The organism is Flavobacterium mesophilum (genome assembly GCF_039581405.1).
In the GTDB taxonomy this organism is placed as follows: domain Bacteria; phylum Bacteroidota; class Bacteroidia; order Flavobacteriales; family Flavobacteriaceae; genus Flavobacterium.
Window position 1 is genome coordinate 1,069,734 of the sequence record NZ_JBCPXZ010000001.1, and the last position, 26,401, is coordinate 1,096,134.

The 26,401-nt window shown below is 31.4% G+C and carries 31 protein-coding genes and 1 pseudogene; 28 read left to right on the plus strand and 4 right to left on the minus strand.

Annotated elements, in window-relative coordinates; translation table 11 throughout:
* Positions 1 to 89: 89 nt before the first annotated feature.
* From AAYQ19_RS04560 to AAYQ19_RS04585, 6 genes are all read left to right on the plus strand, one after another.
* Positions 90 to 1,544, plus strand: a complete 1,455-nt coding sequence (locus AAYQ19_RS04560) for a glutamate synthase subunit beta (protein WP_281234744.1) — start codon at positions 90 to 92, stop codon at positions 1,542 to 1,544.
* Between the two features lie 604 nt (positions 1,545 to 2,148).
* Positions 2,149 to 3,372, plus strand: a complete 1,224-nt coding sequence (gene lysA / locus AAYQ19_RS04565; protein WP_144339286.1) for a diaminopimelate decarboxylase — start codon at positions 2,149 to 2,151, stop codon at positions 3,370 to 3,372.
* 309 nt (positions 3,373 to 3,681) lie between these two features.
* Positions 3,682 to 4,143, plus strand: a complete 462-nt coding sequence (locus tag AAYQ19_RS04570) for an RDD family protein (RefSeq protein WP_343534320.1) — start codon at positions 3,682 to 3,684, stop codon at positions 4,141 to 4,143.
* A 16-nt stretch (positions 4,144 to 4,159) separates the two neighbouring features.
* Complete coding sequence (locus AAYQ19_RS04575; RefSeq protein ID WP_343534322.1) at positions 4,160 to 4,561, plus strand: lysozyme inhibitor LprI family protein; 402 nt, start codon at positions 4,160 to 4,162, stop codon at positions 4,559 to 4,561.
* A gap of 55 nt (positions 4,562 to 4,616) precedes the next feature.
* On the plus strand, positions 4,617 to 5,012 hold the full coding sequence (locus AAYQ19_RS04580) for a hypothetical protein (RefSeq protein WP_343534324.1): 396 nt from the start codon (positions 4,617 to 4,619) through the stop codon (positions 5,010 to 5,012).
* Positions 5,013 to 5,566: 554 nt separating this feature from the next.
* Positions 5,567 to 5,995 carry a hypothetical protein gene (locus AAYQ19_RS04585; protein WP_343534326.1) on the plus strand — a complete coding sequence of 143 codons (429 nt, stop codon included), beginning with the start codon at positions 5,567 to 5,569 and terminating at the stop codon, positions 5,993 to 5,995.
* Between the two features lie 153 nt (positions 5,996 to 6,148).
* Here the strand turns inward: AAYQ19_RS04585 and AAYQ19_RS04590 are convergent, their stop codons facing one another.
* Complete coding sequence (locus AAYQ19_RS04590) at positions 6,149 to 7,357, minus strand: MFS transporter (protein WP_343534328.1); 1,209 nt, start codon at positions 7,355 to 7,357, stop codon at positions 6,149 to 6,151.
* A 99-nt stretch (positions 7,358 to 7,456) separates the two neighbouring features.
* Here AAYQ19_RS04590 and AAYQ19_RS04595 point away from each other — a divergent pair, with 99 nt between their 5' ends.
* The 14 genes from AAYQ19_RS04595 (at position 7,457) to AAYQ19_RS04660 (ending at position 17,588) form a co-directional block, all read left to right on the plus strand.
* Positions 7,457 to 8,275 carry an AraC family transcriptional regulator gene (locus tag AAYQ19_RS04595; protein WP_343534330.1) on the plus strand — a complete coding sequence of 273 codons (819 nt, stop codon included), beginning with the start codon at positions 7,457 to 7,459 and terminating at the stop codon, positions 8,273 to 8,275.
* 66 nt (positions 8,276 to 8,341) lie between these two features.
* The gene (locus AAYQ19_RS04600; protein ID WP_343534332.1) at positions 8,342 to 8,791 is read left to right on the plus strand and encodes a hypothetical protein; all 450 of its coding nucleotides are present in this window, start codon (positions 8,342 to 8,344) and stop codon (positions 8,789 to 8,791) included.
* An 86-nt stretch (positions 8,792 to 8,877) separates the two neighbouring features.
* Positions 8,878 to 9,240, plus strand: a complete 363-nt coding sequence (locus tag AAYQ19_RS04605) for a hypothetical protein (RefSeq protein WP_343534334.1) — start codon at positions 8,878 to 8,880, stop codon at positions 9,238 to 9,240.
* 15 nt (positions 9,241 to 9,255) lie between these two features.
* Positions 9,256 to 10,299: a DUF7638 domain-containing protein gene (locus tag AAYQ19_RS04610; protein WP_343534336.1), complete on the plus strand. Its 1,044-nt coding sequence runs from the start codon at positions 9,256 to 9,258 to the stop codon at positions 10,297 to 10,299.
* 69 nt (positions 10,300 to 10,368) lie between these two features.
* A complete protein-coding gene (locus AAYQ19_RS04615; protein ID WP_343534338.1) occupies positions 10,369 to 11,529 on the plus strand; it encodes an acetyltransferase domain-containing protein in 1,161 nt (386 codons plus the stop codon).
* Positions 11,530 to 11,558: 29 nt separating this feature from the next.
* Positions 11,559 to 12,026 (plus strand): DinB family protein, encoded by a 468-nt coding sequence (locus AAYQ19_RS04620; RefSeq protein ID WP_343534340.1) that lies wholly within the window; start codon positions 11,559 to 11,561, stop codon positions 12,024 to 12,026.
* A gap of 82 nt (positions 12,027 to 12,108) precedes the next feature.
* Positions 12,109 to 12,474 (plus strand): hypothetical protein, encoded by a 366-nt coding sequence (locus AAYQ19_RS04625; protein WP_343534342.1) that lies wholly within the window; start codon positions 12,109 to 12,111, stop codon positions 12,472 to 12,474.
* A gap of 212 nt (positions 12,475 to 12,686) precedes the next feature.
* On the plus strand, positions 12,687 to 13,874 hold the full coding sequence (locus AAYQ19_RS04630) for a hypothetical protein (RefSeq protein WP_343534344.1): 1,188 nt from the start codon (positions 12,687 to 12,689) through the stop codon (positions 13,872 to 13,874).
* Between the two features lie 150 nt (positions 13,875 to 14,024).
* On the plus strand, positions 14,025 to 14,351 hold the full coding sequence (locus AAYQ19_RS04635) for an ArsR/SmtB family transcription factor (protein WP_343534346.1): 327 nt from the start codon (positions 14,025 to 14,027) through the stop codon (positions 14,349 to 14,351).
* Positions 14,341 to 14,841: an SRPBCC family protein gene (locus AAYQ19_RS04640; RefSeq protein WP_343534348.1), complete on the plus strand. Its 501-nt coding sequence runs from the start codon at positions 14,341 to 14,343 to the stop codon at positions 14,839 to 14,841. Before AAYQ19_RS04635 ends, AAYQ19_RS04640 begins: the two co-directional genes overlap by 11 nt.
* A 43-nt stretch (positions 14,842 to 14,884) precedes the next feature.
* Positions 14,885 to 15,388 carry an SRPBCC family protein gene (locus AAYQ19_RS04645; RefSeq protein WP_343534350.1) on the plus strand — a complete coding sequence of 168 codons (504 nt, stop codon included), beginning with the start codon at positions 14,885 to 14,887 and terminating at the stop codon, positions 15,386 to 15,388.
* Between the two features lie 124 nt (positions 15,389 to 15,512).
* A complete protein-coding gene (locus AAYQ19_RS04650; RefSeq protein ID WP_343534352.1) occupies positions 15,513 to 16,034 on the plus strand; it encodes a hypothetical protein in 522 nt (173 codons plus the stop codon).
* 114 nt (positions 16,035 to 16,148) lie between these two features.
* Complete coding sequence (locus AAYQ19_RS04655; RefSeq protein WP_343534354.1) at positions 16,149 to 17,036, plus strand: hypothetical protein; 888 nt, start codon at positions 16,149 to 16,151, stop codon at positions 17,034 to 17,036.
* A 6-nt stretch (positions 17,037 to 17,042) separates the two neighbouring features.
* Positions 17,043 to 17,588, plus strand: coding sequence for a hypothetical protein (locus AAYQ19_RS04660; RefSeq protein WP_343534356.1), 546 nt, complete (start codon positions 17,043 to 17,045; stop codon positions 17,586 to 17,588).
* A gap of 52 nt (positions 17,589 to 17,640) precedes the next feature.
* Here the strand turns inward: AAYQ19_RS04660 and AAYQ19_RS04665 are convergent.
* Positions 17,641 to 17,757: pseudogene (locus tag AAYQ19_RS04665) on the minus strand (magnesium chelatase subunit ChlI family protein); the annotation flags it as partial.
* A gap of 55 nt (positions 17,758 to 17,812) precedes the next feature.
* Here AAYQ19_RS04665 and AAYQ19_RS04670 point away from each other — a divergent pair.
* Positions 17,813 to 19,312, plus strand: a complete 1,500-nt coding sequence (locus AAYQ19_RS04670; protein ID WP_343534358.1) for a recombinase family protein — start codon at positions 17,813 to 17,815, stop codon at positions 19,310 to 19,312.
* A 162-nt stretch (positions 19,313 to 19,474) separates the two neighbouring features.
* Here the strand turns inward: AAYQ19_RS04670 and AAYQ19_RS04675 are convergent, their stop codons facing one another.
* A complete protein-coding gene (locus tag AAYQ19_RS04675; RefSeq protein WP_343534359.1) occupies positions 19,475 to 19,720 on the minus strand; it encodes a helix-turn-helix domain-containing protein in 246 nt (81 codons plus the stop codon).
* 112 nt (positions 19,721 to 19,832) lie between these two features.
* On the opposite strand from AAYQ19_RS04675, the gene AAYQ19_RS04680 reads away from it, so the two are divergent.
* Positions 19,833 to 20,546: a hypothetical protein gene (locus tag AAYQ19_RS04680; protein WP_343534361.1), complete on the plus strand. Its 714-nt coding sequence runs from the start codon at positions 19,833 to 19,835 to the stop codon at positions 20,544 to 20,546.
* A 70-nt stretch (positions 20,547 to 20,616) separates the two neighbouring features.
* Here the strand turns inward: AAYQ19_RS04680 and AAYQ19_RS04685 are convergent, their stop codons facing one another.
* The gene (locus AAYQ19_RS04685) at positions 20,617 to 21,204 is read right to left on the minus strand and encodes a recombinase family protein (RefSeq protein WP_343534363.1); all 588 of its coding nucleotides are present in this window, start codon (positions 21,202 to 21,204) and stop codon (positions 20,617 to 20,619) included.
* 271 nt (positions 21,205 to 21,475) lie between these two features.
* On the opposite strand from AAYQ19_RS04685, the gene AAYQ19_RS04690 reads away from it, so the two are divergent.
* From AAYQ19_RS04690 to AAYQ19_RS04715, 6 genes are all read left to right on the plus strand, one after another.
* On the plus strand, positions 21,476 to 22,663 hold the full coding sequence (locus AAYQ19_RS04690; protein WP_343534365.1) for a DUF4062 domain-containing protein: 1,188 nt from the start codon (positions 21,476 to 21,478) through the stop codon (positions 22,661 to 22,663).
* Between the two features lie 145 nt (positions 22,664 to 22,808).
* On the plus strand, positions 22,809 to 23,480 hold the full coding sequence (locus AAYQ19_RS04695; protein WP_343534367.1) for a hypothetical protein: 672 nt from the start codon (positions 22,809 to 22,811) through the stop codon (positions 23,478 to 23,480).
* A gap of 2 nt (positions 23,481 to 23,482) precedes the next feature.
* Positions 23,483 to 24,241 carry a hypothetical protein gene (locus tag AAYQ19_RS04700; RefSeq protein WP_343534369.1) on the plus strand — a complete coding sequence of 253 codons (759 nt, stop codon included), beginning with the start codon at positions 23,483 to 23,485 and terminating at the stop codon, positions 24,239 to 24,241.
* A gap of 175 nt (positions 24,242 to 24,416) precedes the next feature.
* Positions 24,417 to 24,830, plus strand: coding sequence for a Panacea domain-containing protein (locus tag AAYQ19_RS04705; protein ID WP_343534371.1), 414 nt, complete (start codon positions 24,417 to 24,419; stop codon positions 24,828 to 24,830).
* Positions 24,830 to 25,267 (plus strand): hypothetical protein, encoded by a 438-nt coding sequence (locus tag AAYQ19_RS04710; RefSeq protein WP_343534373.1) that lies wholly within the window; start codon positions 24,830 to 24,832, stop codon positions 25,265 to 25,267. The genes AAYQ19_RS04705 and AAYQ19_RS04710 overlap by 1 nt, the downstream gene beginning before the upstream one ends.
* A 104-nt stretch (positions 25,268 to 25,371) precedes the next feature.
* The gene (locus AAYQ19_RS04715) at positions 25,372 to 26,190 is read left to right on the plus strand and encodes a hypothetical protein (protein WP_343534375.1); all 819 of its coding nucleotides are present in this window, start codon (positions 25,372 to 25,374) and stop codon (positions 26,188 to 26,190) included.
* Positions 26,191 to 26,401: the final 211 nt, after the last annotated feature.

The following is a 26,401-nucleotide window of genomic DNA, read 5'->3' on the forward strand; positions in this document are numbered from 1 at the left end:
ACAAAGACATTGCGTTCTTTGCGGTTAAAAAAATTGGAATTTGGAATTTAAAAATTGGAATTTAATCATTTACATTTAATAAAAATGTCATGGGTAAAATAGGCGGATTTAAAGAATACAATAGAGCCGACGAAAGTAATTTAGCAGTTGCAGAACGTGTTTCAAACTACAACGAATTTACTATTCCGGTACCAAAAGATAAATTAAAAGAACAAGGATCAAGATGTATGGACTGTGGTATTCCTTTTTGCCACAGCGGATGTCCGTTAGGAAATTTAATTCCTGACTTCAACGACATGGTACATCAGGAAGAATGGCAGAGTGCATTAGAGATTTTGCAATCTACAAACAACTTCCCAGAATTTACAGGTCGTTTATGCCCTGCTCCATGTGAGAAATCATGCGTATTAGGAATCATCAAAGATCCGGTTTCTATCGAAAACATCGAGAAAAGCATCGTAGAAAGAGGTTTCGCTGAAGGATGGATTAAACCACAAGCGCCAAAAACTAGAACAGGAAAAACCGTTGCAGTTATTGGTTCAGGTCCTGCTGGTCTTGCGGCTGCTCAACAATTGAACAGAGCTGGTCACACAGTAACTGTTTTTGAAAGAGACAACGCAATTGGAGGTTTATTACGTTACGGAATTCCAAATTTCAAATTAGAAAAAGGAATTATCGACCGTCGTGTAGCTATTCTTGAAGCAGAAGGAATCACTTTCAAAACAAATGTAAATGTTGGTGTAAACTTCAGCGTTGAAGAATTAAACCAATTCGATTCTATCGTTTTATGTGGAGGAGCAACTGAAAGAAGAAGCTTGCCAACTAAAGGAATCGAAAGCAAAGGTGTTGTTCAAGCAATGGATTTCTTGACTCAACAAACTAAAGTTTTATACGGAGAATCTATTCCAGACCAAGTTAAAGCTACTGGTAAAGATGTAATCGTTATTGGTGGTGGAGATACAGGTTCTGACTGTATTGGAACTTCTAACAGACACGGAGCTAAATCGGTAACTAACTTTGAGATTTTACCAAAACCTCCAGTTGGAAGAAGCGAAACAACTCCTTGGCCTTTCTGGCCGTTACAGTTGAAAACATCTTCTTCTCACGAAGAAGGTTGTGACAGAAACTGGTTAATCAATACTAAAGAATTCATTTCTAACGAAAAAGGTGAATTAACTGGATTGAAAACGGTTGAAGTACAATGGAAAATGACTCCAGGTCAAAGACCAGAACTAATCGAAAAAGAAGGTTCTGAGAAAATCTGGCCTTGCGACTTAGCGTTATTAGCTCTTGGATTTACAGGTCCAGAGAAAACATTAAGCGAGCAGTTAGGCATCGAAACTGATATGAGAAGCAACTATAAAGCGCACAACTATCAGACAAACGTTCCTCACATTTTCACTGCTGGTGATATGAGAAGAGGACAATCATTAATTGTATGGGCTATTTCAGAAGGTCGCGAAGCAGCAAGAGAAGTAGATTTATTCCTTATGGGATCTACAAACTTGCCTACTAAAGGAAAAGGAGATCTTCCTAGCTTGTAATTTTTAAGGTTCTAGGATGCTAAGATTCTAAGGGACTAAGTTTTTCTTATATAGTGCATCTATAGAACTAAAAATTAAAACTATAAAAACAACAACACATACTATTTGACAAACCCCTGAATTTCCATTCAGGGGTTTTGTTTTTTTGTTTGCCACAACCCGAGCGATAGCGAACAGGTGAAGCAATTACACAAATTTTCACTAATTTATTTATTCAATACATTTCAAACATTGCCCACGGTTTCAACCGTGGGGACACAATGCAAATCCTCAATGATACGCAATAATACGTTTCCCACGGTTGAAACCGTGGGCTATGCTCTACAATAATTTCGATAAAATTATAGTCAATTCTAAAATCTGTTTAAATCTGTGCCAAAAATTAATTCAGCAGCATTTATAAATTAGAAAAATTCGTGAATTTATGGCAAAAAAACTTTGTACCTTTGAGCCTCTGCCCCTTTGTCTCTAATAATCAGTTATAAAATTCCAAAAACGAGAACTTTTTGTTTGAAATAAAACAATTTGTTATAATTTGTTATTTTTCTGCAATTAATTTGCAGTTACTCAAAAGAGTAATAACTTTGCTCAAAATAATTTTAAAATGCAAGCAAAAGATTTACTGCAGTTAGCAGACCAATTTGGAAGTCCATTGTATGTTTACGATGCTGAAAAAATCCAATCACAGTACAACAGATTAACTAAAGCTTTCTCTAAGGTGGAGAACTTAAGAGTTAATTATGCCATGAAGGCATTGTCTAACGTTGCGATTCTACAGTTATTAAAGAACATGGGGTCTGGCTTAGATACTGTATCAATTCAGGAGGTTTTATTAGGACTTCATGCTGGCTATGAACCCGAAAGAATTTTCTTTACACCAAACGGAGTTTCTCTTGAAGAAATCGAAGAAGTTGCCGCAATGGGTGTACAAATCAATATCGACAATTTATCAATTTTAGAGCAATTCGGAACAAAACATCCTCATATTCCAGTATGTATTCGTATCAATCCACACGTAATGGCGGGTGGAAATGCAAATATTTCTGTTGGACATATTGATAGTAAATTCGGAATCTCTGTTCACCAAATTCCGCATATTTTGCGAATTGTAGAGAACACAAAAATGAGCATTGTTGGTATTCACATGCACACAGGATCTGATATTTTAGATATCGAAGTATTCTTGTATGCTGCTGAAATCCTTTTTGATACAGCTAAACATTTCAAAGATTTACAATTCTTAGATTTCGGAAGCGGATTCAAAGTTCCTTACAAAAAAGACGATATCGAAACCGATATTGAAGAATTAGGTAAAAAATTATCTAAAAGATTCAACGCTTTCTGTGCAGAATACGGAAGAGATTTAACGCTGATTTTCGAACCAGGAAAATTCTTAGTGAGCGAGGCAGGTCATTTCTTAGTAAAAGTAAACGTAGTAAAACAAACAACTTCTACTGTTTTCGCAGGAATCGACAGTGGTTTCAATCACTTAATTCGTCCAATGTTTTACGGATCTTCACACCATATCGAAAACATCTCTAACCCGAAAGGAAAAGAGCGTTTTTACTCTGTTGTAGGATACATTTGCGAAACTGATACTTTTGCAAACAACCGTAGAATCGCGGAAATTACTGAGGGAGACATTTTAGAGTTCAGAAACGCTGGAGCATATTGCTTCTCAATGTCTTCGAACTACAACTCAAGATACAAACCAGCCGAAGTGCTGTGGATGAACGGACAAGGAATTCTGATTCGTCAAGCTGAAACATTTGAAGATTTACTTAAAAATCAAATTCCGTTGCCACAAGAAATTGCTGCAACTGTTTAAAAATAGAAAAAAAGAGAATATCACTTTAATCCCGTTTCTTCATTGAGGCGGGATTTTTTTTTGTTTTTGATTTTTTTTGTTTCTCGCAGATTCGGCAGATTAAGCAGATTTTTCATTCATCTTTTGTCCGGCTGAGCGAAGTCGAAGCCCACACACAGTAACCACAAATCTTTCTCTTCAACGAGCGCGATTTCTCCTTACGTCGAAATGACAAGATTGTGGATAATTGGAATTTTATAATTAAATCTCGAAATTATTTAGTTCTTAAACATATATTTGAAAAACAAATAAAACATCTAAAACCAACAAATGACCTCAGAACAAATAACCACAAAACCAAATCTAAAAAAAAGAATCCTTGCCGGATTAGTTGACTACACATTATTGATTGGAGTTACTATTGTAATGTTTATCTACTTCGGAGAAAAAACTGAAAATGGCTATGCTTTAAATGGCTTTCCAGCATTAGTAAACTTCTTGATATGGTTCGGCTATACTGTTGGATTTGAAGTGAAATTTGGAGGCACTCTTGGCAATCAAATGTTTGATTTAAAAGTCATTTCTATTCGAAATCAAGGCACCACAAGTTTGACTTTGGGGCAATCTTTTGTAAGACATCTATTTGACATTCTGGACTTATGGCCTTTTGGAATTTTAGGATTACTACTCATCAAAAACACAAAATACAACCAAAGACTTGGTGATTTGTGTGCAAATACAATTGTTATTGACACAAAAGATAGCGAACAATTTTACAAACGATTTGTTTAATAAAAGAGTAAACAATATGAAAAACAAAATTTTAATTATCATTCTTTTCTTAACTTCTATACTTGGTTTTGGACAAACACAGTCCGAAATGAATAATGCTGAAAATCAAAAATTCATAAAAGCCGACAAAGAACTTAATCAAGTTTATAGCAAGATTTTAAAAGATTATAAAGACGATCCTATATTTATATCAAAACTAAAAATTGCACAAAATCTTTGGATTAAATTTCGTGACGCAGAAATGGATGCCTTATTTCCTGAAAGCGACAAACAATTCAATTACGGATCTGTTTTTCCAATGTGTTGGAGCATACATTTAACCAAATTGACAAACGAACGAATCAAAACTTTGAAAATGTGGTCTATTGGAATTGAAGAGGGCGATGTTTGCTCGGGTTCAGTAAAAACAAAAGAATAAAAATTCGATAATAAACAAGACCAATTAACTAATCAAATAACTAAAAAACCAAAGTATGACTAAATTAAAAACGATCACTCTCATCCTTTTTTACATGATCACGATTTTCTTTTTTTCAGCTTATTCCACAGCTATTACTAAGAAGCAATCAAATGTAAATAAGCAAGAGCAAAGCAATTCAATTGTTTCAGGAATATATGAGTTTCAAACCAGTTGGTTACAATCAACTGCAAATTTTAAATCTGATGGAACTTTTGAAATGAGTTATAATCTTGGCGGCACAAAAACAACTTCTGGCACTTGGGCGATTAAAAAAGACATCTTGATTCTAAAAAATGAAGACAATTTTCCAGCGAATAAAAAGTGGCTGATCAAAGATGACAAACTTTATCCCATAAAATCATCAAAAGAATACGATATGAATTTTTTCTATGTTTCGAAAAAAGAATAAAGATCGTATTAATTTGTAAGCAAAAGACTTTCGAAGATTTACTTAAAAATCAAATTTCGTTGCCACAAGAAATTGCTGCAACAGTTTAAAAATAGAAAAAAAGAGAATATCACTTTAGTCCCGTTTCTTTGTTGAGGCGGGATTTTTTTGTTTTTGCTTCTCGCAAATTTTGCAGATTGATCAGATTTATTTTTTCACCTTTTTGTCAGGCTGAGCAAAGTCGAAGCCACCACAAAGTAACCGCAAATTTTGTCATTTCGACGAAGGAGAAATCTCCATGATAAACTCTACAAACATTGGACTATCATTGCGGAGCTACTTGCGAAGATTTCTCCTTCGTCGAAATGACAAGATTGTGGATAATTAGAATTTTATAATTAAATCTCGAAATTATTTAGTTCTTAAACATATATTTGAAAACAAATAAAACATCTAACTGAACAAACCAACAACAGAAAATGAACAGTAAAAAAGCAATCCGTAAATTAATTCTTAAGATTATTTTCGTTCTGCTTTTTATTTTTTCTTACTCATGTCAAAAAAACAATGAGGAATTGGCAGAAAAATTTGAAAAAGATTTAAATGATTCGATAGCAAAATATAAAGCGGTAAAATTTAATTACTATTATGATGGACTAGTTCCTCAAACCTCATATCTTGTTGGTTCAAAAGTGAAATTTTTAAAATATAGCCACGGTCCAGAAAATAGCTTAAATTCATCTATTGTTTATTTTAATGATGACGGTTCCATCGAAAAAATCATTAGAAGAAATCTATCTTTTATTACGACAGAAAACAGTTTTCAAATTGATAATGCTATTGATACTACAACTGTAATTCTTGTGCATCCAAAAAAGAAAACAATTCAATACGCCCAAAATAAAATCGTTGATTCGACATTTAATCAATTGGCATTTGAACAAGACAATGATTTTATATATCGAATGAAATTACAAACAGAAAAAAAACATAATACACAATAACTTTAAAAGCTCAAAAGCGAACAGATAATCGCGTAAGCAATAAACAAAAACACACATAAATTTTCCAATCCAGAAAACTATGTGTGTTTTAAAATAAATGAAATGCCTTTTTTTCACACATTCCAAATCTATGTCTCTATGTGTTAAAATAAGTTAATCCTTCTTCCTTCCCTCAATATTTGGCAAGAAACCTGTAATAATCCCAATCAAAGGCAGAAACGCACAAATTTTAAATACATATTCTATACTTGTGGCATCCGCGATTTTTCCTAAAACTGCAGAACCTAATCCGCCCATTCCAAAGGCAAATCCGAAGAAAAGACCAGCAACTAGACCAACTTTTCCAGGCATCAATTCAGTTGCGTAAACCAAGATTGCAGAGAAAGCAGAAGAAAGAATCAATCCAATGATTACAGATAAAGTTCCTACCCAAAATAAAGAAACGTAAGGCAACATTAATGTAAATGGCGCAACGCCAAGAATAGAAACCCAGATTACATATTTTCTTCCAATTCGATCGCCAATTGGTCCTCCAATTAAAGTTCCCGCTGCAACAGCTCCAGAAAACAAGAATAAATAAACCTGTGATTGCTGAATCGAAATATGGAATTTATCAATCAAAAAGAAAGTATAATAACTTGTAATACTGCTCATGTAGAAGTATTTTGAAAAAATCAAAACCAACAAAATAACAAGCGAACCAATTACTCTGTTTTTAGACAAATGATGCGTTTCGATTTTAAGCGCTGCTTTATTGGCATTTCTTTCCGCTAAATGTTCCGTGTACCAAAGCGCAATTTTATACAAGGCAAAAATTCCGATCAAAGCGATAATACAAAACCAAGCCACATAACTTTGTCCGTGTGGAATGATAATAAATGCCGCCAATAACGGTCCTATGGCACTTCCGGCATTTCCTCCCAATTGAAAAATAGATTGTGCCAAACCTCTTTTTCCGCCCGAAGCCAAATGCGCCACACGCGAAGATTCTGGATGAAAAATAGAAGATCCAATTCCGATTAAACTTACTGAAAGCAATAAAAAGGCAAAGTTAGACGCAATCGAAACCAGAAATAATCCGGTCATAGTGAAACACATTCCCATAATAAGGGAATATGGCTTTGAATTTTTATCCGTGTACATTCCCACGAAAGGTTGCAAAATCGAAGCGACAATTTGATAGGTAAAAGTAATAATCCCGATTTGAGAAAAACTCAGTCCGAAATTTTCTTTAATCAAAGGATATATTGACGGAACGACCGCTTGTAAAAGGTCGTTGATTAAATGCGAAAAACTGATTATAAAAAGTATTGAATACGTCGTTTTTTTAATTACTTCTGGTTGTACTTTAACGGTTTCCATGAGTTATTTTTAGGTTAATGGTATTTTTTAAAATAACAGCTGTATTATTTTTTACAAAATTGGGACAAATAACAATGTCAAAATTGCTATATTTGGACAATGAATAATCAGATTCGGACATATCGAATGGCACAGGATTATGGATATCAAGTGAATCCGTTAATTCCTGTTATTGGCTATACTGAAATGGTCAATAACGAAATGTGCATTTCGCATTCGCATCCGCGTGGACAATTGATTTATGCCACTCGCGGGGTCATGAATGTTGTGGTTGGAAATCATATTTGGGTCGTGAATCCGTTGCAGGGATTGTGGCTTCCGGGTGGCGTTGAACATCAGGTTACTTTTCAAAAAGACGTGAATTATTACAGCGTTTTTATTGATCCGTCAGCAAGTGAAGGATTGCCAACCAATAGTTTTTCATTTGATATTCCGATGTTTTTAAAACAGTTGGTTTTCAAAATTATTTCTTTTGGAACCGATGGAAATCTAACCGCTTCGCAACGACGAATTATTGCTGTTTTTCTCGATGAATTGGCTTTAATTCAGCCAAGTGCCACTTTTTTGCCTACAACAAATGATGAAAGACTTCAGAAAGTAGTCGAGCTTTTAATGAGCGATGTAGCAAGCAAAAATACAATCGATTATTACGCCGAACTTTCGTTCATGAGCAGCCGTACTTTATCGCGTTTGTTCATCAAAGAATTGGGAATGAATTTCAGCGATTGGCGCACGCGCTTGAAACTGCTTGAAGCAATTAAAAGATTGGGTGAAAAACAATCGATCAAAGAAATCGCTTTGGATTTAGGCTACGAAACTGCCAGCGCTTTTATTTTTATGTTCAAAAAACATTTGGGAAAAACACCTTCCAATTATATTCTAGAAGATGAAAATGATTCGGATAAAATATCTGCTTAAAGTTTTTTAGTTGTTTTAAACTCAAATAAAAATTCTATTTTAGCTAAGCAAACCAAATCCCAAATCATGAAAATTACAATTTCCCTATCTGCATTATTTTTATTGCTTACTACAAATTTATTCAGCCAAACTATCGCTGATTTAAAGTTAAAACCAAAAGAAATTCCGAAAGCCTATACGTTCAACGATGGCAATATTTGCATTACGCCACAAGCTTGCACTTTTTACAATGATATTGAAACCTACAGCAATATTGTTGGTACTGTAAAAAGCAAAGCCATTCAAAATTTCAGAAGCAAAGGCGATCGCGGTTCTATTATGTATTTTGAATTTGACCACGTTTTTAAAGGCGACCGATTTTTACAAGGATTGCTTTGGGGAAAAGACGGCCAACCAACGGATGAACATCCAGAAGAATATGTTGTAAAAGGAAAGTTTCTGATTATCTGGAGTTTTAAGCCTGATAGTGCTTTAAAGGAAAAATCAGAAGAAAAAATTGAAAAATTGTTGCCGTAAAATTCAAAGAGAGAATTAACTTCATTTAAATTTCATCTTTTCGAAGTATTTTTGCAACTGCATAACTTTATCTTAAATAATAAAAAATGAAACCACAAGTACGAATTTTATCTTATTCAATACTTTTCTTTTTATATCTAATTTCAACACCAATTATTTTAAAAATCGGTGAAAAATTAAAAACCGATCCTTTCGTAACTTTAGGATTCGGCTATGCGGTTTTCAATATTATTTATGCTTTTGTAGCTTTAAAATGGAGACTAATGTTAAATATACTCTTCGCTATAGCAATTTCTACATTGGCTTTATTTCTGGCTTTGCAGTTTACAAACCTGCATTTGCTAATTGAATATGATCCGTATCAGGTTAAAACCGCGATACTTGCTAATGCTGTTTTTGCTGTTATCTTTTGGGAGCTTGTTTATCAGGTGAAAACGAGATTAACCTAAAAGAGAAAATCAGAAATGAATTTATTTAAAAAGATAGCTAAAATAGAAAAAACTGAACAGGAGCAATCTATGACGACTATTTCAAGAGTTGAAACAATTAATGGTTTTTCAATTCCGGGAATTATCTTTAACATGCAATATCATTTTACAAATCTTCAAATTTACAGCGATGGACTTATTGATTGTTGGGAAATGGTTGATTTGCCAATGTTTCAAAACAAATTAAATAAAAACTGGGTCGTAACTTCTATTCCTGACGGAAAAACTATTTCCATATTCAGTCTTGGAAATTGGGTTATTGAAAATGGAGAATGGGATTATAACCAGGGCTCATATTATAACTACATAAAAGATTTAGTAAAAAAGTTAAATCCAACTCTAGAAAATCTGCACAACTATAACGGTAAAAATTTTAAACTTGTTGGAGAAGTACGAGTTGCAAAACATCCTTACACAAATTTTACTCCTTATTATTTAGAGAACCCGGAATCAATTTTCCCAAATCAAATAAATGGTGAGAGATTTTATATTTTCTATATAAATGATGATAAGAAAACATATTTAGCTGAACTTTCTATTTACAAAAATGGGCAAATAGAAATCACCAATATTCCTAAAAAAAAGATTTTCAAATTTGATGATTTGAAAACTTTAATCAATGATGAAAAATTGATAACTGAATTAAAAATAGGCGAAAAAATCACTATATTAGGATTAGGATCCTTTATTATAAAATCAGGTAATGGTGTGAATATAAATTCAAAATATGATGAATTTTTAAACAAATATCAAGAATTAAACGGGATCGAAAATTCCATTGCAAAATGTGCCAGAATTTTTGAAGAATATAAATCTACCCCGACAGTAAAATTAAAATCAAAGCTTAAAGAAGCCTATGAAAATGTTCCTGAACATAACAGAATGTTTGTAGGCGACATGGATACGAAGGACTACGAAGTACGTCAGATTATTTACGGCGATATTGTCAAAAAAGAATGGGAAGATTATTATGGGTATGAATATCCATATCCTGACATGCCTAAGCCTATAGATGAGTAAATTATTGATTTCAAATTCTTAAAAAATAATTTAATAAATTTACTTTTTAAGAATTTAAAAATCAACCCGATGAAACGACAACCTTCAATCGACATCGTTCGTGGCATTGTAATGATTATTATGGCTCTCGATCATGTTCGAGATTTGATGCATGTCGATTCGATTGCACAAAGCCCAACTGATTTGGCAACTACTTCGCCATTGTTGTTTTTCACGCGCTGGATTACGCATTTATGTGCGCCAATTTTTGTTTTTCTGGCAGGAACTTCGGTTTACCTTTCGTTTCAAAACAATACTAATTTTAACGAAAAAAAGCACCATTTAATCAAAAGAGGATTTTGGTTATTATTGCTCGAATTTACTGTTGTCAATTTCGGATTATTCTTTGATATTGGTTTTCACACGCTTCTCTTTGAAGTTATTGCTGCAATAGGTTTCGGATTTATTATTTTAGGATTACTATTGAAAGTTCCTTCCAAAATATTAGCAATTATTGGGTTATGCATTTTGTTTTTGCACAATCTTTTACCGCTGATTCCTTTTACAGAAAATTCGGTTTTAAAAACAATTATAACGCCATTTTTTAGTCCAACTGTAATTCCAATTGCCGGAAGAGCTTTTGTAATGGCGTATCCGCCAATTCCTTGGTTGGGCATTATGCTGGTTGGTTTTGCAACCGGAAAATTCTTTGAATGGGAAGCTGAAAAAAGAAAAAGTCTATTTGTCAAAATCGGTTTTAGCGCTTTGGCTTTATTTACTGTTATTCGTTATCTCAATATTTACGGGGATCCTGCGCTATGGGCCAAACAGAAAAATTCGGTTTTTACCTTTTTGTCTTTTATGAATGTGACCAAATATCCACCTTCTCTATTGTTTTGTCTGGTAACTTTGGGAATTCTATTTTTGATCCTTGCTTTCGCCGAACAGTTTCACAACACGATTAAAAAAGTGACTTTAGTTTACGGAAAAGTTCCTTTGTTTTATTTCATTGTTCATTTTTATGTCATTCATACGCTAACTTTAATTATGCTTTTGATGCAAGGTTTTGATTGGTCGCAATTCGAATTTGCATCTGGGACTTTTGGACGACCAAAAAATATGGAAAGCGGTTTGCCACTTTGGGCAATTTATTTCATCTGGATTTTTGTTGTGGCGTTGTTGTATAAACCTTCAAAATGGTTTGGAAAATATAAACTAGAAAATAAATATTGGTGGCTGAAATACAGCTAAAATTGTAACTATTCTGAAATTATTTGAATATGAAAAATACAGTAGAAATTGCAAATCGGTTTAGAGAAATTATTTTAAACGGAACTTGGGTTGCCAATACCAATTATAAAGATCAATTGGAAAATCTGGATTGGAAAATTGCTGTTTCTCCAATTCAAAATTTAAATACAATTGCAGTTTTGGCGCAACATATTCATTACTATATCAACGGAATTAATCAGGTTTTTAAAGGCGGAACATTGGACATAAAAGACAAATTCAGTTTTGACTTTCCTCCTATTCAATCGCAAGAAGAATGGGAAACTTTTCAAAATAAATTTTGGTCTACTTCTGAAGAATTTGCTTCTTTAGTTGAACAAATGCCAGATGAAAAATTAGACGAAGGTTTTGTTGATATTAAATATGGTTCTTACAGACGAAATATTGACTGCATGATTGAGCATAGCTATTATCATTTAGGCCAAATTGTATTGATTAAAAAACTTTTGCAAAACTGAAAAGACAATAAAACTTAACCTTAACTTTTCTTTCAAAACAGTAAAATCCGTAAATTTAATTTTCAATTCTAAAATTCTAAAAATGAAGAAAATACTTTTATTATTTGTTTTATTAATTGGCTTATCCGCTAGCGCGCAAACTTCTAAAGAACTAATTGGAAAATGGCAATTGGTGAAATGGACCAAAAACGGAAAAGAAAAAGATATTCAAAAGCGTTTTAAAACCGATCAGGTTTTTCAGGTTTTTAAAGAAAATGGCGATTTTGAAAGCGTAATCGGTGATGAATCACACAAAGCAAAATGGAAATTATCAAGCGACAATTCGCAATTGACAATTATTTCGGTTATTCTTCCTGTTGTGTTCAAAATCAATTCTTTTGACAGCGAAAAACGCGTAATAACAAACCCAGATGTTGGTACTTTTGAATACAAAAAAGTAAGCGAATAAATCCAGATTATTGTTTCTCATAAAAAACAAAACTCCTCGTCTAGCCCCGATGGAAGCGGCATCCTTTTATGGTGGGGTTCACCATAAAAGATATAGTGGACAGCGGGACAGGTCTTCTTATGAAAACAGCTTTTCTGCTCCTTAAATAAATTAGAAAAAGGCATAGTTGTTGAAAGTTTAAAAAGATATATTTACACCTTCAAAAACATACTATGCAAAAAATTACTTTTCTATTTTCTATATTGTTTTTAGCGCTTTCTTCTTGTGGCGTAAAAACAACACAATCAATGCTTAGCGACGGAAATTACGATGGAGCAATCGATCGTGCTGTTGAAGCGCTTCGCACAAAAAAAGACTCTAAAGGCAAACAAGATTACGTTTATTTGCTGGAAGAAGCTTTTGCAAAAGCGAAAGATCGTGATCTTCGTGATTTGGAATTACTCAACAAAGAGAACAATCCTGCAAATGCAGAACGTATTTACAATACTTATGTACAGCTAAATAATCGTCAGGAGAAAATCAGGCCAATTTTGCCATTGCCTTTATTGAAGCAAGGAAAAAATGCTTATTTCCCTTTTGATAATTATTCTGATGCGCTTGTAAATAGCAAAAATGCGCTTTCTAAATATTTATATGAAAACGCTTCTGCCCTTTTGAAATCGAGTAATAAATTGGATGTCAGAAAAGCATATGATGATTTTGCTTATTTGGAAAGTATAAATCCAAATTACAAAAACACCAAAAAACTCATGGATGATGCTCTTTTTAAAGGAACTGATTTTGTGGATGTTTCTGCTAAAAATGAAACCAATATGGTGATTCCGAAAATGCTTCAAGACGATTTATTGGACTTTAAAACCTATGGATTGAATGATAAATGGACCGTTTATCATAGCGAAAGACAAAAAAATGTAAAGTATGACTATAGTTTGATTTTGAGCTTCAAGCAAATTGTTATTTCGCCAGAGCAAATTAAAGAGAAAGAATTTACCAAAGAAAAACAAGTTAAAGATGGCGTAAAAACACTTTTGGACAGTCGTGGAAAACCTGTAAAAGATAGCTTAGGGAAAGAAATTAAAGTCGATAATTTCAAAACACTTCGTGCGACAGTTTATGAATTCAGACAATTTAAATCGTGTCTGGTGACGGCAAAAGTGGATTATGTTGAGCTGAAAAGCAATCAATTGGTTCAGACATTTCCAGTTAGTAGTGAATTTGTTTTTGAGAATGTTTATTCGACTTACAAAGGAAATAGAAATGCATGTGATGATAATTATTTGGGATATTTTGATAAACGTGCTGTCGCTTTTCCAAACAACGAACAAATGGTCTACGATACTGGTGAAGACCTGAAAGCCAAGCTCAAAGACATCATTGTAAAGAATAAATTTCGAAAGTAATTATATAACACAATTATAAATAAAAAGGCGCATTTTTGATGCGTCTTTTTTTATTTAGGTTCTTTTCTTAAAAAAAATCTGCTTTTTTTATTGCGCAACCAAAAAGTTGCATATATTTGCAACTGATTAGTTGCGTAATTCTATTTTAAAATGAAACGAGATATTTTTCAAGCAATCGCCGATCCGACACGAAGAGCGATTTTAGTTTTGATTTCTTCAACCGCATTAACACCAAATGCTATTGCAGAACAATTTCAAACTACGAGACAAGCAGTTTCTAAACACATTAAAGTTTTAAACGAATGTGATTTATTGGAAGAAAAAAAATTGGGAAGAGAAATTTATTATCAGCTCAAAATTGACAAAATGAAAGAAGTAGATCAATGGATGGAACAGTTCAAGAAAATCTGGGAAAGCCGTTTCAGCCAATTGGATCAAGTATTAATGAATTTAAAATCTAAAGAAAATGAAATCTGATCTTGAAATGCAATTTTCCATCGATAGGGAAAATATTGCCGTAAATGTAAAACGCGAATTCAATGCGCCATTGTCAAATGTTTGGTCGGCTTGGACAGAAGCTGACATCTTAGACCAATGGTGGGCTCCTGCACCATTCAAATCCAAAACAAAAAGCATGGAATTTAAAGAAGGCGGAAGAAGATTATATGCAATGGTTGGTCCTGATGGTAGTGAACGTTGGAGTTTTTTTGATTATTCTTCGATTTCTCCAAAAACAAATTTCAAACATTCTTCTACATTTTGTGATGCCGATGCAAATCCGGTTGCAAATATGGGAAGTTCGTATTGGGATGTTTCCTTTTCTGAAGATGGCGATTTAACTGTTGTTGACATCGTAATTAAACGCGACAGTCTAGCCGAATTAGAAAAAGTGGTAGAAATGGGATTTAAAGAAGGGTTTACGGCAACACTTAAAACCTTGGATCAACTTCTTGAAACACAGAAATAAACTGTTTTAAACTAAATACTAATACATTAAAAATTAAAATATTATGAAATCAAATCTTTTAATGAATTTTACTGTAGATAAGGAAACGAGTACTGTAAATGTAAAACGTGAATTTAATGCTTCGCTGTCTGACGTTTGGTCGGCATGGACAGAAGCTGAAATTCTAGATCAATGGTGGGCGCCCGCTCCGTGGAAAGCCCGAACGAAAAGCATGGAATTCAAAGAAGGCGGACGCCGATTATATGCTATGGTTGGCCCTGAAGGTGAAGAACATTGGGCAATTGCCGATTTTACTTCGATTAGTCCGAAGACCAATTTTAAATATCTCGACGCTTTTTGCGACAGCGAAGGAAATTTAAATACCGAATTTCCGAGATCTAACTGGAATGTCAATTTTTCTGAACAAGACGGTGCTACTTTTGTTGACATCGCCATCAAACATGAAAAACTTTCTGATCTGGAAATGATTATCCAAATGGGATTCAAAGAAGGATTTACCATTGCCATGGAAGGTTTAGACAAAATTTTTGAAGAGAGATCGAAATAATTCTTTTTGCTATAATATTGAAAATCCTGCTTTTAAAAAGCAGGATTTTTTTTTATTTGTGTTATTTTATTTCACTGATTGAATTAACATTAAAATTCGTATTTTCGATTAAAACAAAAACAATATGCTCAAGAAACTTCTGCCATTTGAAGAATTATTTTATCATTCTTCTTTAACAAATGAAGAACTTATTTCTCGCCTTCAAAATGAAATTGAAGCAGAAAAATCTTTTAGTTTCAAATTAAATTATAATTCATACACCAAACCTTATATCGGTACAATGAGTCATAATAATTTTAAAATAAAGCGAGCAATTAGCTACCGAAATTCTTTCCTTCCAATAATAGAAGGAAAAATTACCAGCGACATTTCTGGTTCTAAAATTAACATCAAAATGCATCTTGAAGAATTTGTAAAAGTCTTTATGATAATTTGGCTAGGAGGTGTTTTGTTTGCCTGCATTGCTATTTCTTACGCTTATCTATTCACAAACAAAACTAATACCGAAGACGGAGGAGCTATTATTATCCCATTTGGAATGCTTGCAATAGGACTTTTTATGGTTTCGGCGGGTTTTAAATCGGAAAGCAAAAAAAGTATTAAAGATTTAGAAGAAATTTTACAAGCGAAAATAATTAAACCTTAAAAAGTTCTCATTACTAACAAACCGAAAATCTAACCAAAGCAGGGGTGTTTTGATTGTTACCACCAATAGAAGCAGTTTTCAGAAACCTGTTCAAGAAGTAAAAGAAATCAAAGAATGAAGAAACTAATTATCGTCGTATTTGCATTTTTTATTGCAATGACAAATGCGCAAGTCAAACTAGACAAAAAAGATTTAAATAATCTGATTGCTATTAGCGAAATATATTCTAAAAACACAAATGCGACTGGAGCGCAATTCGCAAAATCAATGGACTCTTTGCGAACGCCTAAGTTAAATCCAATTTGTGATGCTTTGATTGAAGTTGGCAAAGGTGAAGAAACCATTTTATCTCCCAAATATCTTTCCAGGCCAACCAATGAAGAATTAACTTTATGGTATGTCATTCGCGAAATTCATTACAATTTAGTCAGTGAAACCAAAAAACCGAGACCAAATATTGATGTAGCAAACGAAGTTCTTTCACAAAAAATTGACGAGCGCTGGCTTTTGGATAATTATTATTACAGAATTCACGGCGGCATTGCAACATTATTTAATACCGCAGATTTAAGTTCGAAAAATATAGATATTGAAAGCTTGGGTTTTAAAAATCAGACTGAGAAATGTATTTTTTATTTTGGCATGACTAATGCTTTGGTGGGTGGCCGTTTTAAAGTATTGCTAATGCTGAAGAAGTACGACAAAATTCTAGCATTTGCCTCTAAACTTCCGACTTTTAATGACAAGAAATATTTCTATTATACAGATCTTGATTTTGATGATTTTAATTGGACCGGTTACGAAGAAAACAAGTCGTATAGCGAAGTGAATTTTGATAATTTATACCATGTTCTTATTGCTCAATTCATGGCAAATTCAGAACTAAAAAATAAAAAAGAAGCTCAGGAAATTTATTTTAACTCCATTCTCGTCAAAGAGAAATATTTTAAATATTCTGCTTTAAAAAATGATTTAGACTATTTGTATCAACATTCAAAATAACAAGATATGACTATTAGCTATCAACTTAGCGCAAACGACTATCTACAACACCAACTTTACACGGCGTCAAAATCTGAGGGAATTAAAAAGAAAAGATTCAAAAGTAGAATTACAATACCGCTAATTTACGGTGCCTTTATTGCTTTTTATCTTTATTCCAAAGATATTCAAGGAGCAATTATTTTTTTTATATTGGCAGCTCTTTGGTTTTTTCTTTATCCATTTTGGGATAAAAGACGTTACATAAAACATTATGAAAGTTTTATAAAAGAAAACTACAAAGAGCGATTTAAGGAAACAGTTCTTATTGAGCTCAGCACCGATTTTATTCTAGAAAAAGGTAGAGCAAGTCGAGGCATAATAGCTACAAGTGAAATTGAAGAAATAAATGAAATAAGTTCTTCAATTTTTATAAAGCTAAAACATGGCGTTTCATTAATCCTTCCAAAAAATGCAATAGAAAATATTGACAGTTTAATACTATTTCTGAAAGAACTTGCCAATAATCTAAATGTAAAATACAACATTGAAAATAATTGGGAGTGGAAATAATTTGAAAAAGATGTGAAATGCAAATGATAACAATTTGCATTTCACATTAATTCTATCCAAGCCATCCTTCACGATCCAAACTTCTATATTGAATAGCTTCAGCAATATGTTGTGAAATTATTGACGGAGCGTTATCTAAATCGGCAATTGTTCTGGCTACTTTAATTATTATTTATAACATATAGTTCATTTGTTTTTTTATATTTTTACAAAAAATTAAATAAATGAAAGCAGTTGCATATCTTCGAGTAAGTACACAAGAACAATCTTTAGAAAGACAATATGAAGAAATTGAAGAATTTGCTTCTAAAAAGAATTTAATACTTGTAAAAACATTTGAAGATAAAATAAGTGGCTCAAAAACCAAAAGTAATCAAAGAGCCGGTTTTAATCAGATGAGAAAATATATTCAACTTAATGAAGATATTAAACATATTTTAGTCATTGAACTTTCAAGGCTCGGGAGAAAAAATCCCGATATTCAAAATGTTGTTGAGGAGTACATAGAAAAAGGAATTAACATTCATATTAAAGACTTAAATATAACTACACTCGATGAAAATGGCAAACGTTCAGTTGCTTCTGAAATGATGATTGCATTGTTAGGTGTAATGTCATCTAATGAGGGACGATTGCTTGGATCAAGAATAAGTTCTGGAAAAATGTCGCGAGCGCGAAAAAATTTAGCTTTTGGAGGAAAAATTATCGGTTATAAAAAAGGAGATGACGGAACTCCAATTATTGATGATATGGAAGCTCCAATTATTGAAAAAATTTTTGAATATACTTCCAAAAACCTTGGAATGCGTAATGTCTCTGCAATGATTGAGGCCGAATTTGGTAGAAAAATAGCTATTGGGACCTTAAGTGGTATTATTAGAAATAGTTTTCATAAAGGGGAAAGAAAATATGTCGACTTAGAACTTTCTGTACCCCCAATTGTTTCAAAAGAGCTATGGCAAAAAGCAAATGATTCTATTAATTCTAGAAGTAAATTTGGAAGTAGAACAAATGTAAATACAAACATAGTTCATGGAAAAATCAATTGTGGATGTGGGAATGTCATGCATCAAAAAGTAATTCCACAAGCAAGAGCCGATATATTTGTTTGCAAGGATGAAAAATGTAACAATTCAATTAACAGACCATGGTTGTATCGAATGATACGCAAAGTCGTTGAAAGGCATGCACAAAAAACAAAGGATGAACAAGTACGTGAAAACTTCAAATTACAAATATCATCCTACAAAGCTAAAATTGATCTGAATAAGAAAGAAATTGTAAAACTCGAAAATAGACAAAAAAGATTAATCGATACTTATCTAGATATGGAGCTTACCAAAGAAGCATATGATGAAATGAAAACTGAGTACCAAACAAAAATAGAGGAATATAAACAAATCAATAATAAGCTTAATGAAGTAATTAAAACTTCTGAAAATGCCTTAAAAAGAGATATTAAACATTTTAACGAAGACTTAGAATTATTTAAAGCGGAGATTACAGATATTATTAGTCATATTATAATTCATAAAGAACATGTTTTAATAAATATCTTTGGATGGCGAGAATATGATCTACATAAACCAAATAGTATCAAACTTGGTTGGGAAGCTAGAAAACCACTAAATGAAAGATATCTTAACGAGGAACTTCCTTTAAGAAATCCTATTGATGATGAAAATTTAGAAATGATGATTAATGATTATTTATCCACGCAATAAATTCTAAACATATATTCAGATATTTTTTAAAATAATATCTGAATATATATAAATATCACAATAAATGAGTGATTATATATATTGACACTCTTTTTTTACTTAACAAAGAGATCATTAAAAATAGAATATTACCTTCAATCGTTACTTTTTTCTTGGAATAGATTACTCAAAATCTAATAGCATTTTTATATCTACTTCGAGTGCTATTGAAAGCTTTATCATAGTTGATAATGTTACATTTGTTCTAGCATTTTCAATTCTCGAAATAGTTGTTTTTTCAATAAATGAATCGGAACTTAAATTATTCATAGCTGTTGCCAAATCGAGCTGAGTCAACTTTTTTGCTTCTCTAATTTTTTTTAGGTTAGCTCCAAATTGCTTTTTATATAACTCTATATTTTTTGACACGGTAGACATCTATGTCAATATTAGTTCATATATTTACCCAAAGAGTAAACATAAATGTCAACATGAAAATAACTGTAGACAGCTAAATAAATAATCAAATGCTAATAAAAAAATGAAAAAAAGAAATTTTAAAAAAATATTATTGATTTTACTTTCACTTTCAGCCATTTCTAATTTAACTGGTCAAGAAAGAGTTAACAGACCAAAACTTACATTTAACTCAACATCAGAAGTGATCACAAAAGCAATAGGCTGGTCATATAATTCTAAATTGGGAGAATGGATTGATTACGCAAATACTATTAACGATGATAAAAGCTATAAAACCAAATACAAAACTTTATTAGGTTCATATATGATGTCACATAATGAAAACTTTATAAGTATTAAAACTAAATCATTAATATATGATAATGTAGATTATTATATATTAATCATAGAAAAATGGAAAGGTAGCTATGAATATCCAGCAATAATGGAAAACTGGAGGGAATATAAACAAATTAATGGTTATATATTCACAAAGTCTGAATATATGAAATTACAAAAATTAGAAGAAAATTCAGTTCTAATAACTCCAAATTTAGTGTACATAGGCTCTTTATATGAAAAGTATGACGAAACAAAATTTCTTGATTTGATACAAACAGAGCTTTCAAAAAATAAAAGTGAAAGTTCAATTAAGTATGCTTTTAATGTTACTAAAACAAAAGAAGGTAAAATAAGATTTTTGGTTGATTTAATTCCTCCCTACTCAGATTTTAAATTTGACAAACAGTACTTCGAAACTGACATTGAAAATTTTTCCAAAATTATAATCAAATAATTATTTTTACAGGATTACATATCAAAAGATTTATTAAACAAAGACACTTTCTAGTGTCTTTTCATTTTTGTTAAATCATACTTTTGATCTTTCTTATTGTGTTTATAGAAAGATTTGTTAGTTTACTTAATTGACTTAATGAGAAAGAATCATTTTTAATGAATTTTATTTCAGCTTTATATTTACTTAAAAAATCCTCATTAGTTTCAGTCACTCCCTTAACTCTTCCTTTATACTTACCTTGCAACTTCGCTATCGCAATACCCTCAGCTATACGTTCCTTAATTGATTCACGCTCTATTTGAGATACGTTTGCTAATAAATCACATATCATTTTAAAAATTGGATTTGGTTTTCCATCTATTCTTGAATGTAATCCTAAGTTCTCAACAATCAGATTTACATCTTCTCTATTCAATAATTCCATTGTAGTTTGAATATCATAGGCATTACGACCCAATCTATCAACTGAATGAACGACAATAGTTTTAATTGACCCACTTCGGACATCTTTTAGTAACTTAATTGCTTGTGGTCGTTCTGTAAATGGTATTACTCCTGAGATTGTATCAAAATACTCAATCATTGACGAATCCTTTTGTCTTGCTTCATTTTGTCCACTTGTAGAAACTCTAATGTATTTTGCTGTTGTTATCATATTATTACTTATCTTTTATTACAATACAAATATAGTGAATTTTCTTACAATTATATCAAAAATAGGGTAATATCTTTTAATACAGTAAAACCCCAAAGAATTCGTTATCGACTCAATGAAGAATCTTATTAAATTTTAGGTATAGTTTATTTTTAATAGTCTTTTATCTAATCAAATAAAGAAAAAACTTATATTAGCGATACGCACAAACATCAGAGTCTAATTAAAAATCTATTAGACAAAGTAACAAATCATAAAAACAATTCTCAGTATGGCAAAACAAATTACTCAATATTCTATCTTTCTAGCTTCTCCTTCCGATCTTGACGAAGAAAGATTTGCGGTCGAAGAGGTTATTTCAGAACTGAACTTAACATATTCCCCTGCTAACAATATAGTTATCGAATTATTAAAATGGGAAACTCATTCTGCGCCAGGTATATCGAATTTGCATCCCCAAAAAATAATTAATCAAGATATTGGAATTGATTATGATCTTTTTATAGGCATGATTTGGAACAAATTTGGAACAAAAACCGATGAAGCAGAATCAGGAACTGAAGAAGAGTTTAACAATGCAGTGGAAAGATTTAATTCGGATAATAATTCTCTTCAGATACTTTTTTATTTCAAAAATGCAGTACCTAAATCTATGAATGAAATTAATCCAGAACAATTAATAAAGGTTAGAGAATTTAAAAAATCATTAAGTGAAAAAAAATTACTTTATTCAGAATTTAATTCTGTTGAGGATTTTAAAAGTTCTCTGAGAATACACATTCCCAAAAGACTAACTTCTCTCATTGAAACTCGAAAAAATGGAATTGTCGAGCAATTGCCAATGAGTCCAAATATTTTGGAGGAAAATGAATTAGGAATCTTGGATTATAGCGATATGTATGATAGTTTTCTTCGTGATTCGAATGCTTCATTGAACAAAATTACTGAATACACTGAATCAATTGCTAAAGAACTAGAAGAGAAAGCAAAACAAATTACTAGAATATCTCAAGCGAGGAACGCAAATAAATTTTCGATAAATGAAATTATGAAAAGAACTGCCAAATCATTAAATGATTATTCAAATAGATTAGAAACTGAAAACCCTATTTTCTATAATAGTTTTGAAGAAGCAATTAAAGCAGGAACAAATATTATCAATTTAACTGATGAATTTTATTCTGAAAATACAATAAATGATCTTGAAGAAGCAAAAAAGGCTCTTATCATTTTAAGAAGAAATACACCTACCGCAATTAAAGAAATGACAGGCTTTTATACAAGTGTAAAAGAACTACCAAGAATTCAGGTTGATATAAACCAAGCAAAAAAAACATTAATGCTTCAACTTGAAGATCTAATCTTAAAACTTGAAAAATCATTGGAATTAACAATTGATTTTTCAGACGCAATTTCTTCTAAAATTGACAAATTTAAACTTCTGTACGAAAAACAATAATTTAAGAAAACTTCAAAATATCGAAAGATTAATTAATTAGAATTCATTTCATTTTTGAATAACGAAAACAAAAATTAATATAAATAGAATAAGAAAAGTTTACATTTTAAACTGATAAATTAAATTCTTAAATCTCTAGTACAGTATGAATATAAAAGAAACTCTTCTAAAAAGAATTGAATATATCTTAGGAAATGCACAGTCAGCATTACAAACTACATATCAATCTGAATATCAAGTTTTAAAAGTTAGTTACATTGAAATGCAAAGTTTCAGAACTAGTGGGCTTTCGTTTATTCTTGAGTTATTTGGAAATAAGCATCCGTATTATGAGTCATTTAATAAACAAGTAACTGATGAGTATGCTGAAGAAATTAAAGTTGGGATAGCAATTATAAAAAATATCCAAACAGAAATTGAAAATGGCTGGTTGAATTCAATGAAAGGAATAATAACAGCCGAGATTTTCAGTGATTTTCTTGAAATGGCTGAACATTTGCTTGAATCAGGATATAAAGATGCCTCAGCAGTAATGATTGGGAGTGTATTAGAAGAGCATTTACGCCAACTTTGTCTTAAAAATGAAATTGAAATTACTGAAGAACGAAATAATAAAACTTCTCCATTAAATTCAGAACGCTTAAATAATGAATTAGCTAAGAAAGAAGTATATAATAAATTAGAACAAAAAAGCATTACTACTGTTCTAGATTTACGCAATAAAGCGGCTCATGGACATTACTCACAATATGATGTTAGGCAAGTGAAAGTAATGTATGATACTGTTTTAAATTTTATTTTAAAACATAATTTATAAAAATGAATAAAAAAATTGATTACAACAAGGCTTTACGTAGTTCAATTCTTATTTGCTCAATACGAGTTGAAGAAATGGCTTCTGAAACCTTAAAAAACATGCTTAGAATTATCAAACCAGACTCTAAAGTTTTAGGCAATAAATCTAGTAGTTTAAGTTTAAAGAATAAGATTGATTTACTTTATGATTTAGAAGATTTATCTCCAATAGATTATGCTCATCAGATTAAATTTATGGAAATTAGAAATCAATTTATACATAATCCATATTGCAATTCTTTTATTAATTTAAAAACAGAAGCTTCAGATTCAGCAAAATATTTAAAGTCGAAATTTCCAAACGACATAGAGGATGAAGAAGAAAGTTATTCTGAAAGTTTTAAAAATCTTTTTACACATAGTTTAGGCAAATTGACAATTTTAAAATTAGAATATCAAAAAGGGAAATCAGACGAAATAATTGATTATGTAATTGCTCAATCAGTCAAAAACTTAAAAGAAGTTTTTCTAATTTCACTAGAAAATTGGAAGAAATCAAAATCAAAAATTTATGTTTTACCTTGGATTGGGATTTCTCCTGATGATTTGCATTCAGAGTTCTTAGATTTTGAAAGATACTTTAATATTGCTTTAATTGATGAACAAATAAAAATTATAGACTCAATATCAAATGCAGAAATTTCGGAAAAACAAATTTTCAAAAAACGAATTGACACAATAGCTGAACTTAAAAAAAAGAAAGAAAGTTTAGAGACTAAATAAACAATAGTTTCACACGTCTCTAGATATTATGAAAAAGGAAAACAGTAAAAATTATTAACAAACATGCAGTAGTTCTTTTAACAATCTTATTTTTAGTAACTTTGTAGAAAGACAAAATAATTAAATTTTAAAAAGAATGTATAACTGTTTTGACATAGCAAAATATTTTCTAAAATTGGCGAAAGACGAAAATACTGGACTTGATCCAATGAAATTACTTAAGCTAACATACATAGCACACGGTTGGCATTTAGGAATTACAGGAAATCCATTATTTTCTAATCAAGTACAAGCTTGGAAGTACGGCTCAGTAATTCCTGATTTATATCAAGCTGTAAGAATGTTTGGAAAAAATAATGTTGACCCCTTTTTAATTAATATTTCAGCTAAAAATGAATTAGATGAAGAACACAAGGATTTCTTAAAAAAAATATGGGATAAATACAAACATTTATCAGGGTTACAACTTTCCGCATTAACTCATGAGAAGGACAGTCCTTGGGAAAAAACTTGGGATGGAACACACAATGTTGTTATTGAAAACAGTCTAATAAAAGATTATTACAAACAAAAACTCTTAGTGAACTAATGGCGAAAAAATTAGCAGACTTACTTACAGATGATGCTTTAAAAACAGACACTGAAAGCGCACCGGAAACTGACAATGTTAAAGACGAAGCTGAAAAGGAAGAGAAATTATTTAAGCCGTACGATCCAAAAACACACTCTGAATTTTTGGAACTGGAAAGATTTAAGATTGAGCAAGAAAATGAAAAACTTGAACGTGAATTAAGAAAAGATAATGCAATAAAAGCATTTAATTTTTCAGCTTATTGGGGAGGCTTCATCGGAATCTTGATATTATTTCACGGTTTTGGAAAACGCTTTAAATTCTTTGATTTAACTCAAACAGAATTTCTATTTATAATTGGAACTCTAACAACTTCTATTTTTGCTTTTTACACTTTGGTATTAAAATATCTTTTTTATAGAAAACCCGATCCAAAAACTCAAATAAAAAAGTAAATCCAAAAACAAAAGCTAAAACAGCCTCGAAAAGTCAATCATAAACACAAGTATTTCAACTAGTTAAAGGTTTTCATTATCCAAAAGCCAATAAATAAGAATAAATGGAAAACAAACCAAGCATTATTGATACATCTATTGAAGACAGAATTAAAAACGAACTTAAAACTGAGCCTGGTAGTGAACGTGATCGGATTTTTTCCAAATTCTTCAGTGCTGCATTAGGAGGTATTCCTTGGGTTGGAGGTTTTTTAGCTGCAACTACTGATCTTCATTTCGATACACAAAATAAAAATAATTTACTGTATGAAAGATGGCTTGAAGAACATCAAAACAAAATGAAAATGCTAGGAGAGACATTATATGAAGTTGTACAAAAACTTAATGAATTCTCTGAAGAAATCAATGAACGACTTGAAAGTGAAGAATATCTACAAATTGTACGCAAATCATTCCGAACTTGGGATAACGCCGATACCTTTGAAAAACGAGACTTAGTTCGAAAACTTCTAACTAATGCTGGAGGACAAAAATTAGTTGCTGATGATCTCATTAGATTGTTTTTAGATTGGCTTAACTTATATCACGAAGTACACTTTTCAATCATTAAAGAGATTTACCAAAAACAATATACAACTAGAGGGGAAATCTGGCGCGAACTAAACGGAACCCAAGTCCGAGAAAACTCAATGGAAGCTGACTTATTCAAAATGCTTATTCGCGATTTAAGTACTGGCGGTGTAATTCGTCAAGCACGACAAACAGATTATTATGGGAATTTTATCAAAAAACCGAGAACTAAATCTGTCAATACTGGCATTTTAAAATCTGCGTTTGATGACAGCGAAAAATATGAACTCACAGAGCTTGGACAAAGTTTTGTTCATTACACCATGAACGAATTAAACACTAAAATTGGTTAATTAAAAAAAAAAATGTAATCCTACATTCTTAGGTTGAAATCTGAAATAATATCACATTGGTAGTTAATCACTATCAATATTTTTTTAGTCCTATATAAACATATTCACATGTATTATTAATATTAAGGCTCATCTGGAAAAACCGGTCAATTTGACCACCTAATTCCGGAGTAAATTGACTACCCGTTCCGGAGCAAACTGACCACCTGAT